Genomic DNA, 18,400 nt, shown 5'->3' with positions numbered 1-18,400 from the left:
GCGAGCATGGCCGCCTCGTCCCGTGCGATCACGTCGATTGTCTCACCCCTGTCGAGGAAGGCTGTGGGACCATCGGCTTTCCGGGCGTAGCGGACGCCGTCCGAGCAGGGATAGGCATGAAATCCATCGATCGACGGCAGGTCGGTCGGGCGCTTGCCGCTCCCCACTCCGAAACTGGGGAACGCCCTTGCGCTATGGCGATGACGCCACGCTTCGGCCAAGGCACCTTCCCCCTGCTCATAATACCAGCTTTCCAAATTGGGAGCGGGCCGTTTGGGCGCCTTTTGCCTGGCCAGGGCAGCTGCGCGTGCACGATCGGTGGTATGCTCTGACGATGCGGCGTCGCGCTTGGCTTTCTGCCACCTTTTCCACCGTTCGAGCTCGCCGCGATATTCATCAGCCCTGAAGGCCTTAGCTAGCCGATCCCTCTTCGCGTCACGGGCCGCGATTTCCACAGCGGCCGCCCGCGGGACGAAGTCTCCAAGGCGCTTTTCCAAGCGCACGCGGGTGATCGACAGATCGACGGCCGATGCTCGTACCTTCTCGTTTCCAACCGACAGGATGACGCCGTTCGTCCCGATGGTGTCATAGCTGATACCAACCTCGGCGAGCGAGCGATGCAATGCGTCCCAGGATCGCGCCGCCCGGATCAGGGGCACGGCTTCCTCCTGGGCGATTCGGTGCGCGGAACGATAGCCCGTCCGGGTTTCGAACGCCGCGGCCTTCTGCGAGATCGGTTTCCGATCCGCATCGACGCGCGTCGCTGCCCCGGCACTCATCACCACCCGACCATCGAACACCTGATAGCGAGCATCGGCTTCGGCCTGCCAGCCAAACCGATCGACGATCAGGGCAACCGCCTGATGCGCTGCCTCGAGCGTGAAGCCGTCGTTGATCTCGATCATCCGCCGGGCAAGCGGATCATAGCGGTTGAGCGCGATATGGACGTGACGATTGTCGGTGTCGCCATGGCAAGCATAGATGCACGGCTGGTCGCTGACGCCGAGATGCCCGAGGAACATGCCGACCGCTTCGTCGATCTCGGCGGGTGTCGGCAACTCGCCCTCACGCCAACTCAGCAGCCAGTGGTCGATCGGATTGGGGCTGCGGGTCGCCGCCTGCGCGACGGCGATCATCTCTGCGCGTTGCCCCTCGATGGCGGTACTGACGAAGTTGCGACCACCGATATGGAACAGGCGCTCGCCTTTCGTGCCGCCGAGCTTCTCGCGCAGCATATAGGCGACCTGATAATCCTTCTCCTCGCTCTGCTTCTCGGGCTGCCGGAGATAGTCGACAAGGTTGCGGGCATGCCTCGCCCGCTCGGTGGTCGCATTGCGCCCGGCCGGGCGCGCCGGGATGCGTTTCACGATCACGGGGTGTCGGCCTTTTCATCGCCATCCACCACATCGTCCAATTCGTCGACCAACCCCAGGATCGCGGTGCACACGTCGCCGAGCGTCGTGGCGATCACGAACTCGTCGACATCGTGCGTCTCGGCCAGCTGCTGGATGCGGCGACCCGCGACGTGCAGCGCGGCGATCTTGCGCAGGGCATCACGATTGCGCACGCCGCCACCGAACAGACGGGCGCGAACGTAGGTGGAAATTCCCACTTCGCCGGCCTCGCTGACCAAGCGCTGCCGCTCCTCGGCAGTCACCCGGAAGACGATGCGGTTGCCGGAATCCTTCCTCGGCGGACGCTTGCCGCGCGCCTTCCGAGGAGCTCGGCCCGCGTCATTCTGGCTCACGCCGTTTCTCCTGCGACAAGCCTTCGGCGCGGAGCAGGCCCCGCTGCGCGGCCGGTGGTGTCATACACCACCCATCCTGCTACCTTATTTCCTCCCTCTTCAGGGCGCAGGCGAGAGCCGGAGCGCGTGCTCCTTCTCACCTGGGTGCGCACCCTCGTTCTTCTGTTCTGCCCAGCCCGCCGGGCTGGCTCGGGGCGCGTCATGCGCGGCCCCCTTTCGCGCGCGTCGGGCGCGCCTGCCGCAGTTTCTGCGGCAGGAGGCAAATGGTCCGCTGGTCGGACAGATGGCCGGTGACGATCGGGATCTTCGCCACCGTGGCCTTGAGCTTCTCGAGCGAGGCACGGCCCGGATAGCGGGTCATGCCCTCGCCACCGGTCCCCTTATGGCCGAGCAGATCGTTGCGGAACTCGATGAAGACCTCTTGGTCCTTCAACTCGTCCGACACGGTATGGCGGGCGGAGTGCATCGCCTGACCGCGCTTCCGGTCAGGCACGCTCGGCGCGATATAGATCCACCACAGCTTGTAGAAGACGTCGCCCAGCTTCCGCTTGGTATCGCCGCCGGGCACGAATTCGGGGAACAGCAGTTGCTCCCCGGCCGCGCGCATCGCCTCGACATAGCGCAGGAAGCCAAGCCGGATCAGTTCGTCGGCAATGACGATCACGCGCCGGGCGGACTTGTTCTTGATCCGCCCGGTGATGGTGGGGCGGATCAGCAGATAGTCGATGCCATGCCGCTCCTCGACATCGTCGAGCATGAGCTTGGCCAATTCCTCGCGCCGCGCGCCGGTGTACCATACCAGCAGCAGCAGATAGAACAGGCCATCGTGGATGACCTTGGAGCCGGGCTTCAGCCGCTCCTCGACGCCGACGCAGCCGGTCCATGGCGGCAGGCGGAAGATCGCCTCGCCCTGCTCACGCGTATAGCGCAGCCGCGCCTCGCGTTCGTCCTTGTCGATCGGGGCCGTGAACTCGCCGAAGTCGATCGGCTCGGCGATGTGCACCGCCTTGCGCGTGAAGCTGTGAATCTGGCCCAGCTTGTTGAAATGCTTGTTTGCGGTGCCGGTGGACAAGCCGATCTGATCCATCGGCACATCGCCCGTCTCGACTCGATCGGCGAACACGGCCGCCGCCTGTTCCAGGCTTTGCCCGAGGTCGTGGTCGCCAGCCGCCTTGCCATAGTTGACGGAGAGCTGATCGAACCATTTGTCGAGCTTGACGATGTCCGCCTTGGTAACCCGCCACATCGGCGTGCCGGGCGGCAGCGACTTCTGCAGCAGCACCGCGGCCCAGCGGATCTGGCGAAGCGTCTGTTCGCCGACGCTATCCTTCTCGCGCTTGCCGCCCTTGCGATGCTCCAACAGGCGGGGCGTCGTGGCGATCATCCGTTCCGCCGCCTCGACGGGGGTACAATGCAGCCAGTCCTCTGGCACCCCCAGAGCCGTACCGACCGGCGCAGGATGAACGCCAGCGACGGGCGAAGGTGACGGCTGCGCCGGTGCAGGCGTGGCCGAATTGCCAGGCGCCACCGTCCCGGGCGTGGCCGCACTTCGAAGCTGCGCCTCTGCGGCGGCATAGGCGTCGCGGTAGGCCGGATAGAGGGCTAGCTCCAGCATCCAGCGCAGCCGGTCATCGACCGCGAAGCCGGCGGCGGCAAGATGGCGATCGATCTCGTCCTGCCGGATCGGGTCGGCCCCTTGCTCCTCCCGCATGGCGATGATCCTGCGCAGGTCGGCGATCCGCTGCGCGCTCCAGCCCTCCGCCTGCAACTTTCGCTCTTCGGCTGGCAGGAAGGACATGCGACCGCCCTGGTTCTTCAGCCGCTCGAAATAGTCGACGAACGCCAGATTGGCGGCCGAGTGGTTCTCGACATCGTACGGCGTCGATCGCTGCAGGGTGCAAACCTCCGCCAGCCGCTCCTCGTACATCGCCTTGGCGATCGCCTGGAGCTCCTGCTCGGTGATATCGGTCTTCTGCCTGGCCCGCCTGTCGAGCATCTCCAGCACCCTCGGCGTCACCGCCGTGAGCGCCGCCCCCATGTTGCGCGCTGCCTTCCGGTCGGTGGTCCGCAGCGACAGCCGGACATCTAGGGTGCCATTATCCAATAAACGGTGAATTCGGCGCCACCAAAAAATATGCCCGCGCCGATATACATGCTGAAGACAGTCCAAAACCGCGGCCTTCCCGGCCAGCGCATTGGCACAATCCGATGCACAATTGTGCAGGTGCCAACGGCCGACCCTTATAGTCAGCCAGCATCTTCAAACACTTAGCAGCCAATTGGCTGGGATTTCAGGCAGATGGCTGGGGCGGCAGGATTCGAACCTACGAATGCCGGTACCAAAAACCGGTGCCTTACCGCTTGGCGACGCCCCAGCGACCGCGGCGTGCGCGGTGGAGGGAGGCACTAGGGGGAACTGCCGGGATTCGCAATGGGGTTTGCGTGGGGGTGCCGTGGGAAACCTCACGCCTCTGGGTCGTTGGGAGGAGGCATTGTCCAGGAAGGAAAATCCATGTCGACCAAAAGCCCCGCTGAAATCCGCGACGCCATGTGGAAAGCGATGGCGGCCAACCCGTATGTCATGCTGGGCCTGACCGGCAAGCACCAGCATAGCGAGCCGATGTACGCCGTGCTGGACGAGGACGCGCACAGCGAGTTCTGGTTCTATACCAAGCGGGACAACCGTGCCGCGTCGGGCGGCCCGGCGATGGTGCAGTTCGTCGCCAAGGGCCATGACCTGTTCGCCTGCATCAGCGGTACGCTGACCGAGGAAACCGATCCGGCGGTGATCGACCGCTATTGGTCGAAGCCGGTCGAGGCCTGGTACGAACAGGGCCGGCAGGACCCGTCGCTGTTGATGCTGCGCTTCGACCTCGACAGTGCCGAGGTGTGGGAAACCGACCAGTCGCTGCTCGGCAAGCTGAAGATGTTCACCGGCCAGACGATCAAGAGCAGCGACGAAGCCGGCAGCCACGCGGTCATCGACGTCTGAACAAAAAAGGGCGGGGGGTTGCACCCCCGCCCCTTTCCAATGCGTCGGCCAGCGATCACCCGTTATGGGTGGCGATCCATTCCTCCAGCACCGGCGCGATGCGGGTGCGCCATTTCGAGCCGTTGAATATACCGTAATGGCCAACTTCCGGCGCCATGTGGTACTGCTTCATGGCGTCGGGCAGCGCGGTTGCCAGCGTGAGCGCGGCGCGGGTCTGGCCCAGGCCGGAAATGTCGTCGCGCTCACCCTCGATCGCCAGGACGGCCGTATCGGTGATCGCGCCCGGATCGACCGCACGCCCGCGATGCTTCATCGTGCCTTCGGGCAGGGCATGGGTCTGAAACACCAGATCGATCGTCTGGAGATAGAATTCGGCGGTCATGTCGCATACCGCGCGATATTCCTCGTAGAAGCGCTGCGTCGTACCCGCTCCCTCGCCATCGCCCTGCACCAGATGCTTGAACATCTCGTAATGCGAGATCATGTGGCTGCCCAGATTCATGCTCATGAACCCGGCGAGCTGCAGGAAGCCCGGATAGACGCGGCGGCCGGCACCCGGATAGGTCATCGGCACGGTCGCGATGACATTCTGTTCGAACCAGGCGTGGGGGCGCTGCGTCGCCAGCGTGTTGACCGCGGTCGGCGCCTCGCGCGTGTCGATCGGCCCACCCATCATGGTCAGCGTGCGCGGACGGTTGGGATGCCGGTCCGCGCCCATCAGCGCCGTCGCGGCATAGACCGGGACCGAGGGCTGGCACACCGCCAGCACATGCGACCGAGCGTCGCCGGTTTCGCCCATCTTTTCGAGGAAGGCGACGACATAATCGATATAGTCGTCGAGGTCGAAGCGCCCATCGGCCACCGGCACCAGCTTCGCATCGCGCCAGTCGGTGATGTACACATCGGCGCTCGGCAGCATCCGTTCGACGGTACCGCGCAGCAGCGTCGCATAATGGCCGCTCATCGGCGCGACGATCAGCAGCTTGGGACCGCCCTCCACGCCGTCGCGGACGAAGCGTTTCAACTGGCCGAACGGGCGGCGCAGCACGATTTCCTCGCGCACCGCCACCGGCTTTCCGTCGACCGTCGTACCGGTGATGCCGAACGCCGGCTTGCCGCGCGGCGCGGCGGCGTGGGCGAACACCTGCAACGCCGATCCCAGCACCGGGCCGCCGCCGAAATAGGCGAACGGATTGCTGGGGTTCTGCAACAGGCCTGCGCCGAAATTCGCCATCGCGCTGGCCCCGGCCAGCAGCGAGCGTTGCCATTCATATGCGTCGTACAACATGGGCATCCCCGGACCTTCTCTGACGGGAACTACCCGTACCAGTGAAAATATAGCGATTCGTTGCCATCGGCAACGCTTCGAACGTCGTACGCCAAACCTGTCCCGACGCTGAAAGCGCACCCCTGTCCCGCGTCCCGAAGGCCCGGAGGCGGACACCGTGCCTGGCGCCCTTCGATACGTTCAAGCAACGAAGGTGGTCGGAGGTTCCCTTTGCGATAGCCGCTGGCAGGCGCTAGGCAGCGCGTCATGGCCGACACGCCCCCCGCCCCCGACCGCGCAAAGATGCTGCCGGCGCTCCAGCTCGTCTGGCGCTTCACCTTTCGCTACAAGCTGCAACTGATCGGCGCGCTCGTCTCGCTGATCACCGCCGCGGTCGCGACGCTGTGGATCCCGCGCACCTTTCAGAAGGTGGTCGACAACGGGTTCGCCGACGGGGCGAGCATGACGGACATCGGCATCTATTTCGAAGGCTTGCTGGGCGTCGTCGTCGTGCTGGCCATCGCCACCGCCGGGCGGTTCTATTTCGTGTCGTGGCTGGGCGAGCGGACCGTCGCCGACCTGCGCGTGGCGGTGCATCGCAACCTGCTGACGCTGTCGCCCGGCTGGTTCGAGGAGAACCGGCCATCGGAGATCGCGTCGCGCCTGACCGCCGATACCGCGATCGTCGAGGGGATCGTCAGCACCACCGTGTCGGTCGCGCTGCGCAACCTCTTGGTCGGGGTCGGCGGGGTGATCTACCTGTTCAGCCTGCAGCCCAAGCTGACGCTGTACCTGATCGTCGGCATACCCGTGATCGTGTTCCCGATCATGTGGCTGGGCGGGCGGGTGCGCAAATTGTCGCGGTCCAGCCAGGACCGGATCGCCGACATCGGATCGGTCGCATCCGAAACGCTGGGCGCGATGAAGATCGTGCAGGCGTTCGGACAGGAAGGGCGCGAGGGCGAACGGTTCGAGGCCGCGGTCGATCGCGGCTTCGCCACCGCCAAGAAGCGTTTCGCCACCCGCGCGGTGATGACCGCGTTCGTCATCGGCATGTTGTTCGCCGCGATAACCCTCATCATGTGGGATGCGGTGAGCGACGTCGCCGCGGGGCGGACGACCGGTGGCGCGATCACGGCGTTCGTGCTGACCGCCGCGCTGGTGACGGGATCGTTCGGCGCACTGACCGAAGTCTATGGCGACCTGCTGCGCGCATCGGGTGCCGCCGGGCGGCTGGCCGACCTGCTCGCGCAGCGCCCGGTCATCGCCGCGCCGGCCGACCCGGTCGCGCTGCCCGAACCGGCACGCGGCGCGGTGACGTTCGACGGCGTGACCTTCCATTATCCGACCCGGCCGGAAGTCGCCGCGCTGTCCGACTTCACGCTGGACGTGACACCGGGGGAAACGGTGGCGGTGGTCGGCCCGTCCGGTGCAGGCAAGTCGACGCTGTTCCAGCTGATCCAGCGCTTCTACGATCCGGAAAGCGGGCGGATCGCGGTGGATGGGGTCGGCGTCCGGAATGCCGATCCGGCGGCGGTGCGTGCGCGGATCGCGATGGTGCCGCAGGAAACGGTGATCTTTGCCGCATCGGCGCGCGACAATCTGCGCTATGGCCGCTGGGACGCCAGCGACGAACAGCTCTGGGCCGCCGCCGATGCCGCCAATGCCAGCACGTTCCTGCGCGACCTACCGCAAGGGCTGGACACGTATCTGGGTGAAGGCGGGGCGCGGCTGTCGGGCGGGCAGCGGCAGCGGGTGGCGATCGCCCGCGCGCTGCTGCGCGATGCGCCGATCCTGCTGCTGGACGAAGCGACCTCGGCACTGGATGCGGAGAGTGAGCGGCTGGTACAGGATGCGCTCGACCGGCTGATGGCGAACCGCACGACGCTGGTCATCGCCCACCGGCTGGCGACGGTGCGCGCGGCGTCGCGGATCATCGTGATGGAGCAGGGCCGCATCGTGGAGAGCGGGCCGCACGCGGAGCTGATCGCGCAGGGCGGCCTCTATGCCCGGCTGGCGAACCTGCAGTTCCACGAAGCGGGTTGAGGGGAGCGTCATCCCCTACGACAAAGGACATTCGCCAAAATACACCGCACCTGCGAAACGATTTTGCCCGACGCCGCGTTCACGAACGTGATGCCGTACCAGGACCTCCCTCCCCCGCCCGCCGGCCTGCTCGATGATGCCGGCCTGTTCCTCGATTTCGACGGTACGCTCGTCGAGCTGGCCGATAAGCCCGATGCGGTGACGGTCGATCCGGCGCTCCACGCCTTGCTCGCCCGCCTGCCCGCGCGGCTGGACGGACGGGTAGCGATCGTCAGTGGGCGGTCGATCGCACAGATCGACGGCTTCCTCGGCGACACGATCCGCGACTTCGCGGTCGTCGGCAGCCATGGCGCCGAAATCCGCCCGGCCGGTGGCGACACCCTGCTGCCCGATCGCCCCGCCAGCCTGACCGCCGCCGAGCGCGCCTTTACCGATCGCTTCGCCGACGATCCCCGTATCGTGATCGAGATCAAGACATTGGGCGTCGCGATCCATTATCGCGGCGCTCCGGAGGTCGAACAGGAGGCACACGCTCTGGTCGATGCCTTCGCCCAGCGCGACTGGCTGACCGCACAGGCAGGCAAGATGATGATCGAACTGCGCATGGCCGGCCATGACAAGGGCACCGCGATCGCGACCCTGTGCGAGGACGCCCCCTTTGCCGGCCACGCGCCGGTGTTCGTCGGCGACGACCTGACCGACGAACCCGGCATGGTGGTCGCCGCGCATCACGGCGGGGCGGGCATATTGATCGGGCCGATGCGCGACACTGCCGCTGCCTATCGGCTGGACGATGTTGCCGCATTCCTCGACTGGCTGGAGAACAACGCATGACCGCGACGATGGACCTCTGGCCGATCGGCAATTGCCAGGTGTCGGCGCTGGTCGACCGCAACGGGCGGTTCGTGTGGGGCTGCCTGCCGCGGGTGGATGGCGATCCGGCGTTTTCGTCGCTGCTCGACGATCGGCGGCGCGCGTCGGACGGGGCGTTTGGTTTCTGGGAAATCGACCTCGACGGCTGTGTCGAGACGCAGCAGACCTATATCCGCAACACGCCGGTGCTGGTGACACGCCATGTCGACGCGCAGGGCAACGCGATCGAGGTCGTTGACTTCTGCCCGCGCTTCAAGCGGCACGACCGGATGTACCGTCCGGTCGCGTTCTGCCGGATCGTCCGGCCGCTGGCCGGGTCCCCCCGCATTCGCGTGCGCCTGCGCCCCTCGGTCGACTGGGGCAGCGCGCCGGCCGAGCGCACGCGCGGGTCGAACCATATTCGCTACCTGCTGGATCAGGAGGCGATCCGCCTGTCAACCAGCGCACCGGTCGGCTGGATCGAGGACGAGCGGCTGTTCCGCGTCGAACGCACGCTGCATTTCTTCCTTGGGCCGGACGAGAGCTTTTCCGACGAGCTGCCCGCTTCGATCGAACGGATGCTGAAGAACACGATAGACGAATGGCGGCACTGGGTGCGCGGCCTCGCCACGCCGATCGAGTGGCAGCAGGCGGTGATCCGCAGCGCGATTACGCTGAAACTGTGCCAGCATGAGGAAACGGGCGCGATCGTCGCCGCACTGACCACCTCGATCCCCGAACATGCGAATAGCGGGCGGAACTGGGACTATCGCTACTGCTGGATTCGCGACGCCTATTACACCGTGCAGGCACTCAACCGCCTCGGCGCATTGGATGTGCTGGAGGGGTATCTCGAATATCTCCGCAACATCGTCGACAATGCCGCCGACGGGCAGATCCAGCCGCTCTACGGCGTCGGCGGCGAAGCGACGCTGGTCGAGCGCGAGGCGGAAGGGCTGGACGGCTATCGCGGCATGGGGCCGGTGCGCGTCGGCAACCAGGCCTATGAACAGGTCCAGCACGACGCCTATGGCCAGATCATCCTGTCCAATGCGCAGGGCTTTTTCGACCAGCGGCTGTTCCGCGTCGGCAAGCAGGCCGATTTCGAAGCGCTGGAGCCGATCGGCGAGCGGGCATGGGAAGCCTATGACAAGCCCGACGCAGGCCTCTGGGAACTGCGCACCAAGAGCCATGTCCACACCTATAGCGCGGCGATGTGCTGGGCAGCGTGCGACCGGCTCGCCAACGTCGCCGGTACGCTCGGCCTTACCGAGCGAGAGATCTTCTGGCGCGACCGGGCGACGGCCATGCGCTCGAAGATCGAGCGCGAGGCATGGCGGCCGGAAACGAACCGCATGTCGGCGACCTTCGGCGGCGACGACCTCGACGCCAGCATCATCCAGCTCCTTGACCTGCGCTTCCTCGAGCCCAGCGATCCCCGCTTCATCGGCACGCTGGAGGCGGTGGAAAAGGGCCTCAGGCGCGGCAGCCACATGCTGCGCTATGCGATCGAGGATGATTTCGGCCTGCCGCATACCGCTTTCAATGTCTGCACGTTCTGGCTGATCGAGGCGCTGCACGCGACCGGGCGCGACGAGGATGCGCGCGAATTGCTGGAGGAGATGCTGTCGCGCTGTACGCCCGCCGGGCTGCTGTCCGAGGATATCGACCCCGAAACCGGGGAATTGTGGGGCAATTATCCCCAAACCTACTCGCTGGTCGGCATGATCAATTCCGCCGTCCTGTTGAGCAAGTCATGGAATGTCGTCAGATGAGTCGCTTGATCGTCATCTCGAACCGGGTGCAGGCCCCGCAGCCGGGCACCGGCGGCGGCGCGCAGGGCGGCCTTGCCGTCGCGCTGAACGCTGCGCTCGCCGAAGAGGACGGTATCTGGTTCGGCTGGTCGGGCGACACCAGCGACAATCGCGAGTTGCGGTTCCAGACCTATGGCGGCGTCACCAGCGCGGTGATGGATCTTTCGGAGCAGGACGTCGAGGAATATTATGACGGCTATGCCAACCGCACGCTGTGGCCGCTGTTCCACTACCGGTTGGACCTGACCGAGTTCGAACGCGATTTCCAGGGCGGCTATGAACGCGTCAACCGGGTGTTCGGCGAACGCATCGGCCCGCATATCCAGCCAGACGATCTGGTGTGGGTCCATGACTATCACATGATCCCGTTGGGCTGGGTGCTGCGCCAGCAGGGGGTGACCAACCGCATCGGCTTCTTCCTGCATATCCCGTGGCCGCCGCGCCGGCTGTTGACCGCGCTGCCCGATCATCGCCGCATGGTCGAGGCGCTGTTCGCGTACGACGTGGTGGGGTTCCAGAACGAGGAATGGCTCGACAGCTTCTTCAACTATGTGAAGGAGGAGATGAGCGGCACGGTCGAGGGCAACAACGTCACCGTCGGCGGGCGCACGATCTGCGCGATCAGTTGCCCGATCGGGATCGAGGCGAAGGACTTCATCGCCGGCGCCGCCGGGCCGGTGGCGCGGGCGGCACAGCTCAACCAGCTGGAAAGCGCGGTCGGGCGCAGCCTGATCGTGGGCGTCGACCGGCTGGATTATTCGAAGGGCTTGCCCGAGCGGTTCTCGGGCTACGAACGGTTCCTGCAGAACCATCCCGACCGGCGGGCGCTGGTGTATCTGCTGCAGATCGCGCCGCCATCGCGCACCGCGGTGCAGACGTACCGCGACATCCGCAACACCCTCGAACAGATGTCGGGGCGGATCAACGGCGCCTATGCCGATACCGACTGGGTGCCGATCCGCTATGTGAACAAGGGCTATCCGCGCGAGGTGCTGGCCGGCATCTACCGCGCGGCGCGGATCGGGCTGGTCACGCCGCTTCGCGACGGCATGAACCTGGTGGCAAAGGAATATGTCGCGGCACAGGACCCACGCGATCCGGGCGTGCTGATCCTGTCGCGCTTTGCCGGGGCGGCGCAGCAGCTGTCAGTCGGGGCGCTGATGGTGAACCCGTACAGCGCCGAAGACATCGCCGACGGTATCGACAAGGCGCTACGGATGCCACGCGCCGAACGGATCGACCGGTGGCAGGCGATGATCGAGAATGTCGTCGACGAGGACGTGATATGGTGGCGCAAGCGGTTCATCGGCGCGCTGTCGGTGGACACGAACGCAGGGTAGCGTCCAGCCGAGCATTTCGTCACCCCGGCGCCGGCCGGAGTCTCGCGCGGCCCTTGTCCCGTTCCATTACCGGGAGACCCCAGCCTGCGCTGGGGTGACGTGACTGGGAAGGATCAGGTCACGCACCCCCGTCATCCCGGCCTGCGCCGGGATGACGACGTTGAGGGGGACAGGTTGTCCGCCCCATCGTCGTTCCCGCGAAGGCGGGAACCCATAGACGCAACGCTCGCACTTCTATCCGCAACGTCAGTGTCTATGGATTCCCACCTTCGCGGGAATGACGGAAGGGAGCGTCATCCGCTCCCGCCCGTCCCTGAGCCAGGATCACGCCCCCTCGAGCAACCGCTCCTTCGCGATCTTTTCCCGCCACACGAGCGGCGCGAGGTGGTGGACGTTCTGCCCCTCGCTATCGACCGCGACGGTCACCGGGAAGTCCTGCACCTCGAACTCGTAGATCGCTTCCATGCCGAGGTCCTCGAACCCGACGACCTTCGATCCCTTGATCGCACGCGCGACGAGGTACGCCGCGCCGCCGACCGCCATCAGATACGCCGACTTGGCCTCGGCGATCGCCTTGGTCGCATCGGCGCCGCGCTCGGCCTTGCCGACCATCGCCAGCAGGCCCTGGTCGAGCATCATGCGGGTGAACTTGTCCATGCGGGTCGCGGTGGTCGGGCCGGCCGGGCCGACCACTTCCTCACCCACCGGATCGACCGGCCCGACATAATAAATGACGCGCCCGCGGAAATCGACGGGCAGCGCCTCGCCCTTCGCCAGCATGTCGGCGATCCGCTTGTGCGCGGCATCGCGGCCGGTCAGCATCTTGCCATTGAGCAGCAACCGGTCGCCATGCTTCCACGTCGCGACGACTTCGGGGGTCAGCGTGTCGAGGTCGACGCGGATCGCCGCCTTGTCCGGCGTCCAGTTGACGTCGGGCCAGTCGGCAAGGTTCGGCTGCTCCAGATAGGCCGGGCCGCTGCCGTCGAGCGTGAAGTGCGCGTGGCGGGTCGCGGCGCAATTGGGGATCATCGCCACGGGCTTCGATGCGGCATGGGTCGGCCAGTCGAGGATCTTGACGTCCAGCACGGTCGACAGGCCGCCCAGTCCCTGCGCGCCGATGCCAAGCGCATTGACCTTGTCCATCAGCTCGATCCGCAGCGCCTCGATGTCGGTCTGCGGCCCGCGTGCCTTCAGCTGGCCCATGTCGATCGGCGCCATCAGCGATTCCTTGGCGAGCAGCATCGCCTTTTCCGCCGTGCCGCCGATGCCGATGCCGATCATGCCCGGCGGGCACCAGCCGGCACCCATCTGCGGGATCATCTCCAGCACCCAGTCGACGATCGAATCACTGGGGTTCATCATCTTGAACTTGGACTTGTTTTCCGACCCGCCGCCCTTGGCCGCGACATCGACCGATACCGTATCCCCCGGCACCATTTCGACGTGCAGCACCGAGGGCGTATTGTCCTTCGTATTCCGCCGGGTGAACGCCGGGTCGGTGAGGATCGAGGCGCGCAGCTTGTTCTCGGGGTGCAGATACGCACGGCGCACGCCTTCGTCGACGACCTCCTGCAACGACCGGTCGCTGTCGAGGCGGCAATTCTGGCCCCATTTCACGAACACCGTGACGATGCCGGTATCCTGGCAGATCGGGCGATGCCCCTCCGCACACATCCGGCTGTTGGTCAGGATCTGCGCGATCGCGTCCTTGGCCGCGGGCGACGTCTCGGCGGCATAGGCCTCTCCCAACGCGCGGATATAGTCCATCGGATGGTAATAGCTGATGAACTGGAGCGCGTCGGCGACGCTGTCGATCAGGTCGGCTTCGGTGATGGTGACGGTCATCCTGGGGTCCATGTCTGTCGAAAATCTTTCTCGCCCTACAGGGGGATGGCCCGCCCGTGCAAAGAATTCGTTCACTTATGTGACGCTATCCTTGCCCCGCATCACGCAGGGGAAGCGCATTGACGAGCGGCGGTTTGAAGGCGGCACTGCGGTCGTTGGTCCAGGGGACCGACGACAGCGCGCGCGCGCCGGCCGACCGCGACCATCGCCTGATCCGCGAGGCGGAAAACCACAGCCCCAACTGGTTCTGGCAGACCGATCGCAACGGCCGGATTTCGTATCTGAGCGACAAGATCGTCGCGGTGTTCGACGCCGCCGGCATCGATCCGCTCGGCCGGCCACTGATCGACATATTGCGTATCGCCGGCGACGAATCGGCACAGGGCGATGCCGAACGCACCATCGCCTTTCACCTGTCGGCGCGCACCGCCTTCACCAACTATGTCGTGACGCCGGCGGCATCGGGACAGGGCGATCGCAACTGGACCGTATCGGGCAGCCCGTTCACCGACCCCTATGGCCGGTTCGAAGGGTTCGTCGGCACCGGCACCGACATCGCCGCCGTCCAGCAATCCGACGCGGCGATCACCCGCCTTGCCCTGTTCGACAGCCTGACCGGCCTTGCCAACCGGCAACGGATGCGGATGTCGCTGGAACAGACGCTAGCCCAGCCGGGCTATGACGGCACCGCACTGTTCCTGCTCGACCTCGACCGGTTCAAGGCGGTCAACGACACGATGGGCCATCCGGTCGGCGATGCGCTGCTCAAGCAGGTGGCGCAGCGGCTGCTGCGCACCGTCGGCGATGCCGGACTGGTCGGGCGATTGGGCGGTGATGAATTCAAGGTCATCCTGCCGCGCATCGGCAGCCGGGCGGGAATGGCCGCGCTGGCACAGGCGATCATTACTGCGCTGTCCCAGCCCTATTTCCTGAACGGCGCGGCGGTGTCGATCGGCTGTTCGGTCGGCATCGCCGTCTCGCCTGACCATGGCACCACCCCCGATGCACTGGTCAGCCATGCCGACCTTGCCCTTTATGCCGCCAAGGACGCCGGGCGCGGCGTCGCCCGCTTCTTCAACGATGCAATGCTCGATGGCGCCCGGTCGCGGCGGCAGATGGAGGACGATCTGCGCGTCGCGCTGTCGCTCGACCAGATGCGGATCGTGTACCAGCCGCTCGTCGCGCTGGACGACAACCGCATCACCGGGTTCGAGGCGCTGCTGCGCTGGGAACATCCCACGCGCGGCACCCTGCTGCCCGCCGAGTTCCTTGGCGTGGCGGAGGAGAGCAAGCTGATCGAATCGATCGGCGAATGGGTCCTGCGCACCGCGTGCCACGATGCCGCCACATGGCCGGGCCAGCCGCGCCTCTCCGTGAACCTGTCGGATGCGCAGTTCGGCAACCCCGCGCTGCCCGCGATCATCGCCAATGCCGTCGCCCGGTCGGGCCTGCCGCCCGAACGGCTCGAACTCGACATCGACGAAGCCGCCGTGCTGCGCGACATGCGTGCCGCGATCGGCACCTTCGCGGCATTGCACGGCATCGGCGTGCGCATCGCGCTCAACGATTTCGGCGCGGGACAGGCGTCGATGTCGTGCCTGCGCCGCGTGCAATTCGACCGGATCAAGATCGATCGGTCGTGCGTACGCGGGATCGGCGATCCGGAAGGGCGCAACGCCGCAGTCGTCCGCGCCATCACGACGCTGGCCGACACGCTGGGCCTCGACATCACTGCCAAGGGCGTGGAATATCACGACGAACTGACCGCGCTGCGCGACCTGGGCTGCACCGACGTGCAGGGCTTCGTCTATGGCCAGCCGCTCGACAACGGGGCGGCGGCGGCGCGATTGCTGGCGGAGGGCGGCGCGCTGACGCCCCGCGGTCCCAAGGCGCCACGCTCGCCGCGCACCCGGATGCTGCGGTCGACCACGATCGAGGTCAACGGCACCCGTCGCTCGGCCCGCATCCGCGACCTGTCGAGCAACGGCGCGCTGATCGACCTGGTCGATTTCGACGAATCCGCGATCGGCACGACGCTGCGCATCGATACCGGTGGCGGACAATGGACGGCGGCGACGCTGCGCTGGGCCGAGGATGGCCGCGCCGGGCTGCATTTCGACCACCCGATCGTCGTCGAACGCCGCGTGACGATCCGCCGCGCCGCCGGACGCGAAGCTGGGGCGTAACGCTCCGCGTCCTGCCGTCCGTCCCCCTCGCAACCCGCACCCCCTTGATCGCCCCGCATCGCCCCGATAGCGGTCGGCCATGACCAGCGAAGCCCTGCCCGCCACCGAAGACGACGCCCGCGCCGAACTGGCGGAGCTGGCCGATCGCATCGCCCGTGCCGACACCGCCTATCACGGCGATGACGCGCCGGAGATGACCGATGCCGAATATGACGCGCTGGTCCGCCGCAACCGGGCGATCGAGGCTGCGTTTCCCGCCCTCGTCCGCGCCGACTCTCCGTCGCTGCGGGTTGGCACGACGCCAGCGGGGCATCTGGCAAAGGTCGCCCATGCCCGCCCGATGCTCAGCCTCAACAACGCCTTTGCCGATGATGACGTCGCGGAATTCGTTGCCAGCGTCCGCCGTTTCCTGCGCCTGACCGATACCGAATCCGTCGCGCTGACCGCCGAGCCGAAGATCGACGGCCTGTCCTGTTCGCTGCGCTATGAGGATCGCCGGCTGGTCCGCGCCCTGACCCGCGGCGACGGCGCGGTGGGCGAGGATGTGACCGCCAATGTCGCGACCATCGCCGACATTCCCCGGACGCTGCCCGCCGCCGCGCCGGACGTGTTCGAGGTGCGCGGCGAGGTTTACATGGCCAAGGCGGACTTTGCCGGCCTCAACGCCCGGCTGCTCGCCGAAGCCACCGATCCGGCCAAGGCACGGCAGTTCGCCAACCCGCGCAACGCCGCCGCCGGATCGCTGCGGCAGAAGGACGCCGCCATCACCGCCACGCGCCCGCTTAAATTCCTGGCGCATGGCTGGGGCGAGGTGGCCGCCCTTCCCGCCGACAGCCAGGCGGGCGTGGTCGCGGCGCTGCGCGACTGGGGCTTCCCGATCGCCGACGCCTTTCAGCGCTGCGACGGTGCCAGCGAAGCGCTTGCCGTGTACCGCACGATCGAGGGGAGCCGCGCCGACCTGCCCTATGATATCGACGGCGTGGTCTATAAGCTCGACCGGCTCGACTGGCAGGAACGGCTGGGCTTTGTCGGCCGGGCACCGCGCTGGGCGATCGCGCACAAATTCCCGGCAGAACGCGCGCAGACCACGCTGAAGGCGATCGACATCCAGGTCGGCCGCACCGGCGCGCTGACCCCGGTCGCGCGGCTGGAGCCGGTGACGGTCGGCGGCGTCGTCGTCACCAACGCGACGCTGCACAATGCCGACGAGATCGAACGGCTGGGGGTACGCCCCGGCGACCGGGTCGTGGTGCAGCGCGCCGGCGACGTCATCCCGCAGATCGTCGAGAACCTGACCCGCGACGAGGCCCGTGACCCCTGGGCCTTTCCGACCAGCTGCCCCGAATGCGGGTCGCTGGCCGAACGCGGCGAAGGCGAAGTCGTCGTGCGCTGCACCGGCGGCCTCGTCTGCCCGGCGCAGCGGGTCGAGCGGCTGATCCATTTCGTGTCGCGCCACGCCTATGACATTGCCGGATTGGGGCTCGTCCGCGTCGAGGCGTTTTTTCGCGACGGGCTGATCGCCTCGCCCGCCGACATCTTTCGCCTCCACACCCACCGCGACGCACTGGTCCAGCGCGAGCGCATGTCGGAACTGGTCGTCGACAAGCTCCTCGCCGCGATCGATGCGCGGCGCAGCATCGGGCTGGACCGGTTCCTCTTCGCGCTCGGCATCCGCCATGTCGGCGAAGTCACCGCCCGCGACCTCGCCCGCCGCTATGGCACGATCGAGGCATTCCTAGAGATGATCCAGCGCGCGCTGGTGGTGCGCGCCGAAACCGTGCCGGCGATCGGGGAGAACGACCGCAAGTTCGTGCTGCGCCGCGGCCGTGCGCTGGTGGCGGCGGTCGAGACCCAGGGCATCGGTCCCGAAGTCGCCGACGCGCTGCTCGCCTTCTTTGCCGAGGAGCATAATCGCGCGGTGGTCGACGATCTTCTCGGCGAGGTCACCCCCCTGCCCGTGGAACACAAGGCGGTCGCGTCCGAACTGACCGGCAAGACCATCGTCTTTACCGGCAAGCTGGAAACCCTCAGCCGCGACGAGGCAAAGGCGCAGGCGGACGCCTTGGGCGCGCGCGTATCAGGGTCGGTGTCGAAGAAGACCGACCTGGTCGTGGTCGGTGCCGATGCGGGGTCCAAGCGGGCGAAAGCGGAGGAACTGGGCATCCGCGTAATCGACGAAGCGGGGTGGGCGGAGATCGTATCCGCTGCAACAACGTGACGTTTTTGCAACGCACCGAAAGAGACTGAGTTCCCCGCTTCCGGTTGTCGCAAAATAGAAATATGGCGCGTTCATTGGCGCCGGGACGGTGAA

The 18,400-nt window shown here is 66.6% G+C and carries 12 protein-coding genes and 1 tRNA gene; 7 read left to right on the top strand and 6 right to left on the bottom strand.

The genetic code is table 11. The features are described 5' to 3' along the window. From QZ755_RS08050 to QZ755_RS08035, 4 genes are all read right to left on the bottom strand, one after another. The coding region (locus tag QZ755_RS08050; RefSeq protein WP_294321714.1) for a relaxase/mobilization nuclease domain-containing protein at window positions 1-1,373 on the bottom strand (1,373 nt) is incomplete at its 3' end. After that, window positions 1,370-1,747, bottom strand: a complete 378-nt coding sequence (locus tag QZ755_RS08045; RefSeq protein WP_294321712.1) for a hypothetical protein — start codon at window positions 1,745-1,747, stop codon at window positions 1,370-1,372. The genes QZ755_RS08050 and QZ755_RS08045, both read right to left, overlap by 4 nt. A gap of 199 nt (window positions 1,748-1,946) precedes the next feature. Continuing rightward, entirely contained in the window at window positions 1,947-3,917 is a 1,971-nt protein-coding gene (locus QZ755_RS08040; protein WP_294321711.1) for a hypothetical protein, read from the bottom strand. A gap of 130 nt (window positions 3,918-4,047) precedes the next feature. Further along, window positions 4,048-4,122, bottom strand: a tRNA-Gln gene (locus QZ755_RS08035). Window positions 4,123-4,259: 137 nt separating this feature from the next. On the opposite strand from QZ755_RS08035, the gene QZ755_RS08030 reads away from it, so the two are divergent. Further along, window positions 4,260-4,739 carry a pyridoxamine 5'-phosphate oxidase family protein gene (locus tag QZ755_RS08030; protein WP_294321710.1) on the top strand — a complete coding sequence of 160 codons (480 nt, stop codon included), beginning with the start codon at window positions 4,260-4,262 and terminating at the stop codon, window positions 4,737-4,739. A 55-nt stretch (window positions 4,740-4,794) separates the two neighbouring features. On the opposite strand, the gene phaZ is transcribed toward QZ755_RS08030, so the two are convergent. Continuing rightward, complete coding sequence (phaZ, locus tag QZ755_RS08025) at window positions 4,795-6,027, bottom strand: polyhydroxyalkanoate depolymerase (RefSeq protein WP_294321708.1); 1,233 nt, start codon at window positions 6,025-6,027, stop codon at window positions 4,795-4,797. Window positions 6,028-6,273: 246 nt separating this feature from the next. On the opposite strand from phaZ, the gene QZ755_RS08020 reads away from it, so the two are divergent. The 4 genes from QZ755_RS08020 to QZ755_RS08005 all read left to right on the top strand — a co-directional run bounded on the left by QZ755_RS08020 (window position 6,274) and on the right by QZ755_RS08005 (window position 12,058). Next, the gene (locus tag QZ755_RS08020) at window positions 6,274-8,052 is read left to right on the top strand and encodes an ABC transporter transmembrane domain-containing protein (RefSeq protein WP_294321706.1); all 1,779 of its coding nucleotides are present in this window, start codon (window positions 6,274-6,276) and stop codon (window positions 8,050-8,052) included. A 63-nt stretch (window positions 8,053-8,115) separates the two neighbouring features. Beyond that, window positions 8,116-8,886, top strand: a complete 771-nt coding sequence (otsB, locus tag QZ755_RS08015) for a trehalose-phosphatase (protein ID WP_366509170.1) — start codon at window positions 8,116-8,118, stop codon at window positions 8,884-8,886. Next, entirely contained in the window at window positions 8,883-10,679 is a 1,797-nt protein-coding gene (locus QZ755_RS08010) for a glycoside hydrolase family 15 protein (protein ID WP_294321705.1), read from the top strand. The genes otsB and QZ755_RS08010 overlap by 4 nt, the downstream gene beginning before the upstream one ends. Beyond that, window positions 10,676-12,058, top strand: coding sequence for a trehalose-6-phosphate synthase (locus QZ755_RS08005; protein ID WP_294321703.1), 1,383 nt, complete (start codon window positions 10,676-10,678; stop codon window positions 12,056-12,058). The genes QZ755_RS08010 and QZ755_RS08005 overlap by 4 nt, the downstream gene beginning before the upstream one ends. A gap of 324 nt (window positions 12,059-12,382) precedes the next feature. Here the strand turns inward: QZ755_RS08005 and QZ755_RS08000 are convergent, their stop codons facing one another. After that, window positions 12,383-13,903, bottom strand: a complete 1,521-nt coding sequence (locus tag QZ755_RS08000) for a fumarate hydratase (RefSeq protein ID WP_294321701.1) — start codon at window positions 13,901-13,903, stop codon at window positions 12,383-12,385. A gap of 119 nt (window positions 13,904-14,022) precedes the next feature. Between QZ755_RS08000 and QZ755_RS07995 the strand changes: the two genes are divergently transcribed. Both QZ755_RS07995 and ligA read left to right on the top strand, forming a co-directional pair. Further along, on the top strand, window positions 14,023-16,089 hold the full coding sequence (locus tag QZ755_RS07995; protein ID WP_294321700.1) for an EAL domain-containing protein: 2,067 nt from the start codon (window positions 14,023-14,025) through the stop codon (window positions 16,087-16,089). Window positions 16,090-16,168: 79 nt separating this feature from the next. After that, window positions 16,169-18,307, top strand: a complete 2,139-nt coding sequence (gene ligA / locus QZ755_RS07990; protein WP_294321698.1) for an NAD-dependent DNA ligase LigA — start codon at window positions 16,169-16,171, stop codon at window positions 18,305-18,307. The last annotated feature ends 93 nt before the right edge of the window (window positions 18,308-18,400 follow it).

Source organism: uncultured Sphingomonas sp. (genome assembly GCF_913776855.1).
Lineage (GTDB): Bacteria > Pseudomonadota > Alphaproteobacteria > Sphingomonadales > Sphingomonadaceae > Sphingomonas.
Note: the sequence above shows the minus strand (reverse complement) of the source record. Positions and strands in the feature narration are given on the sequence as shown.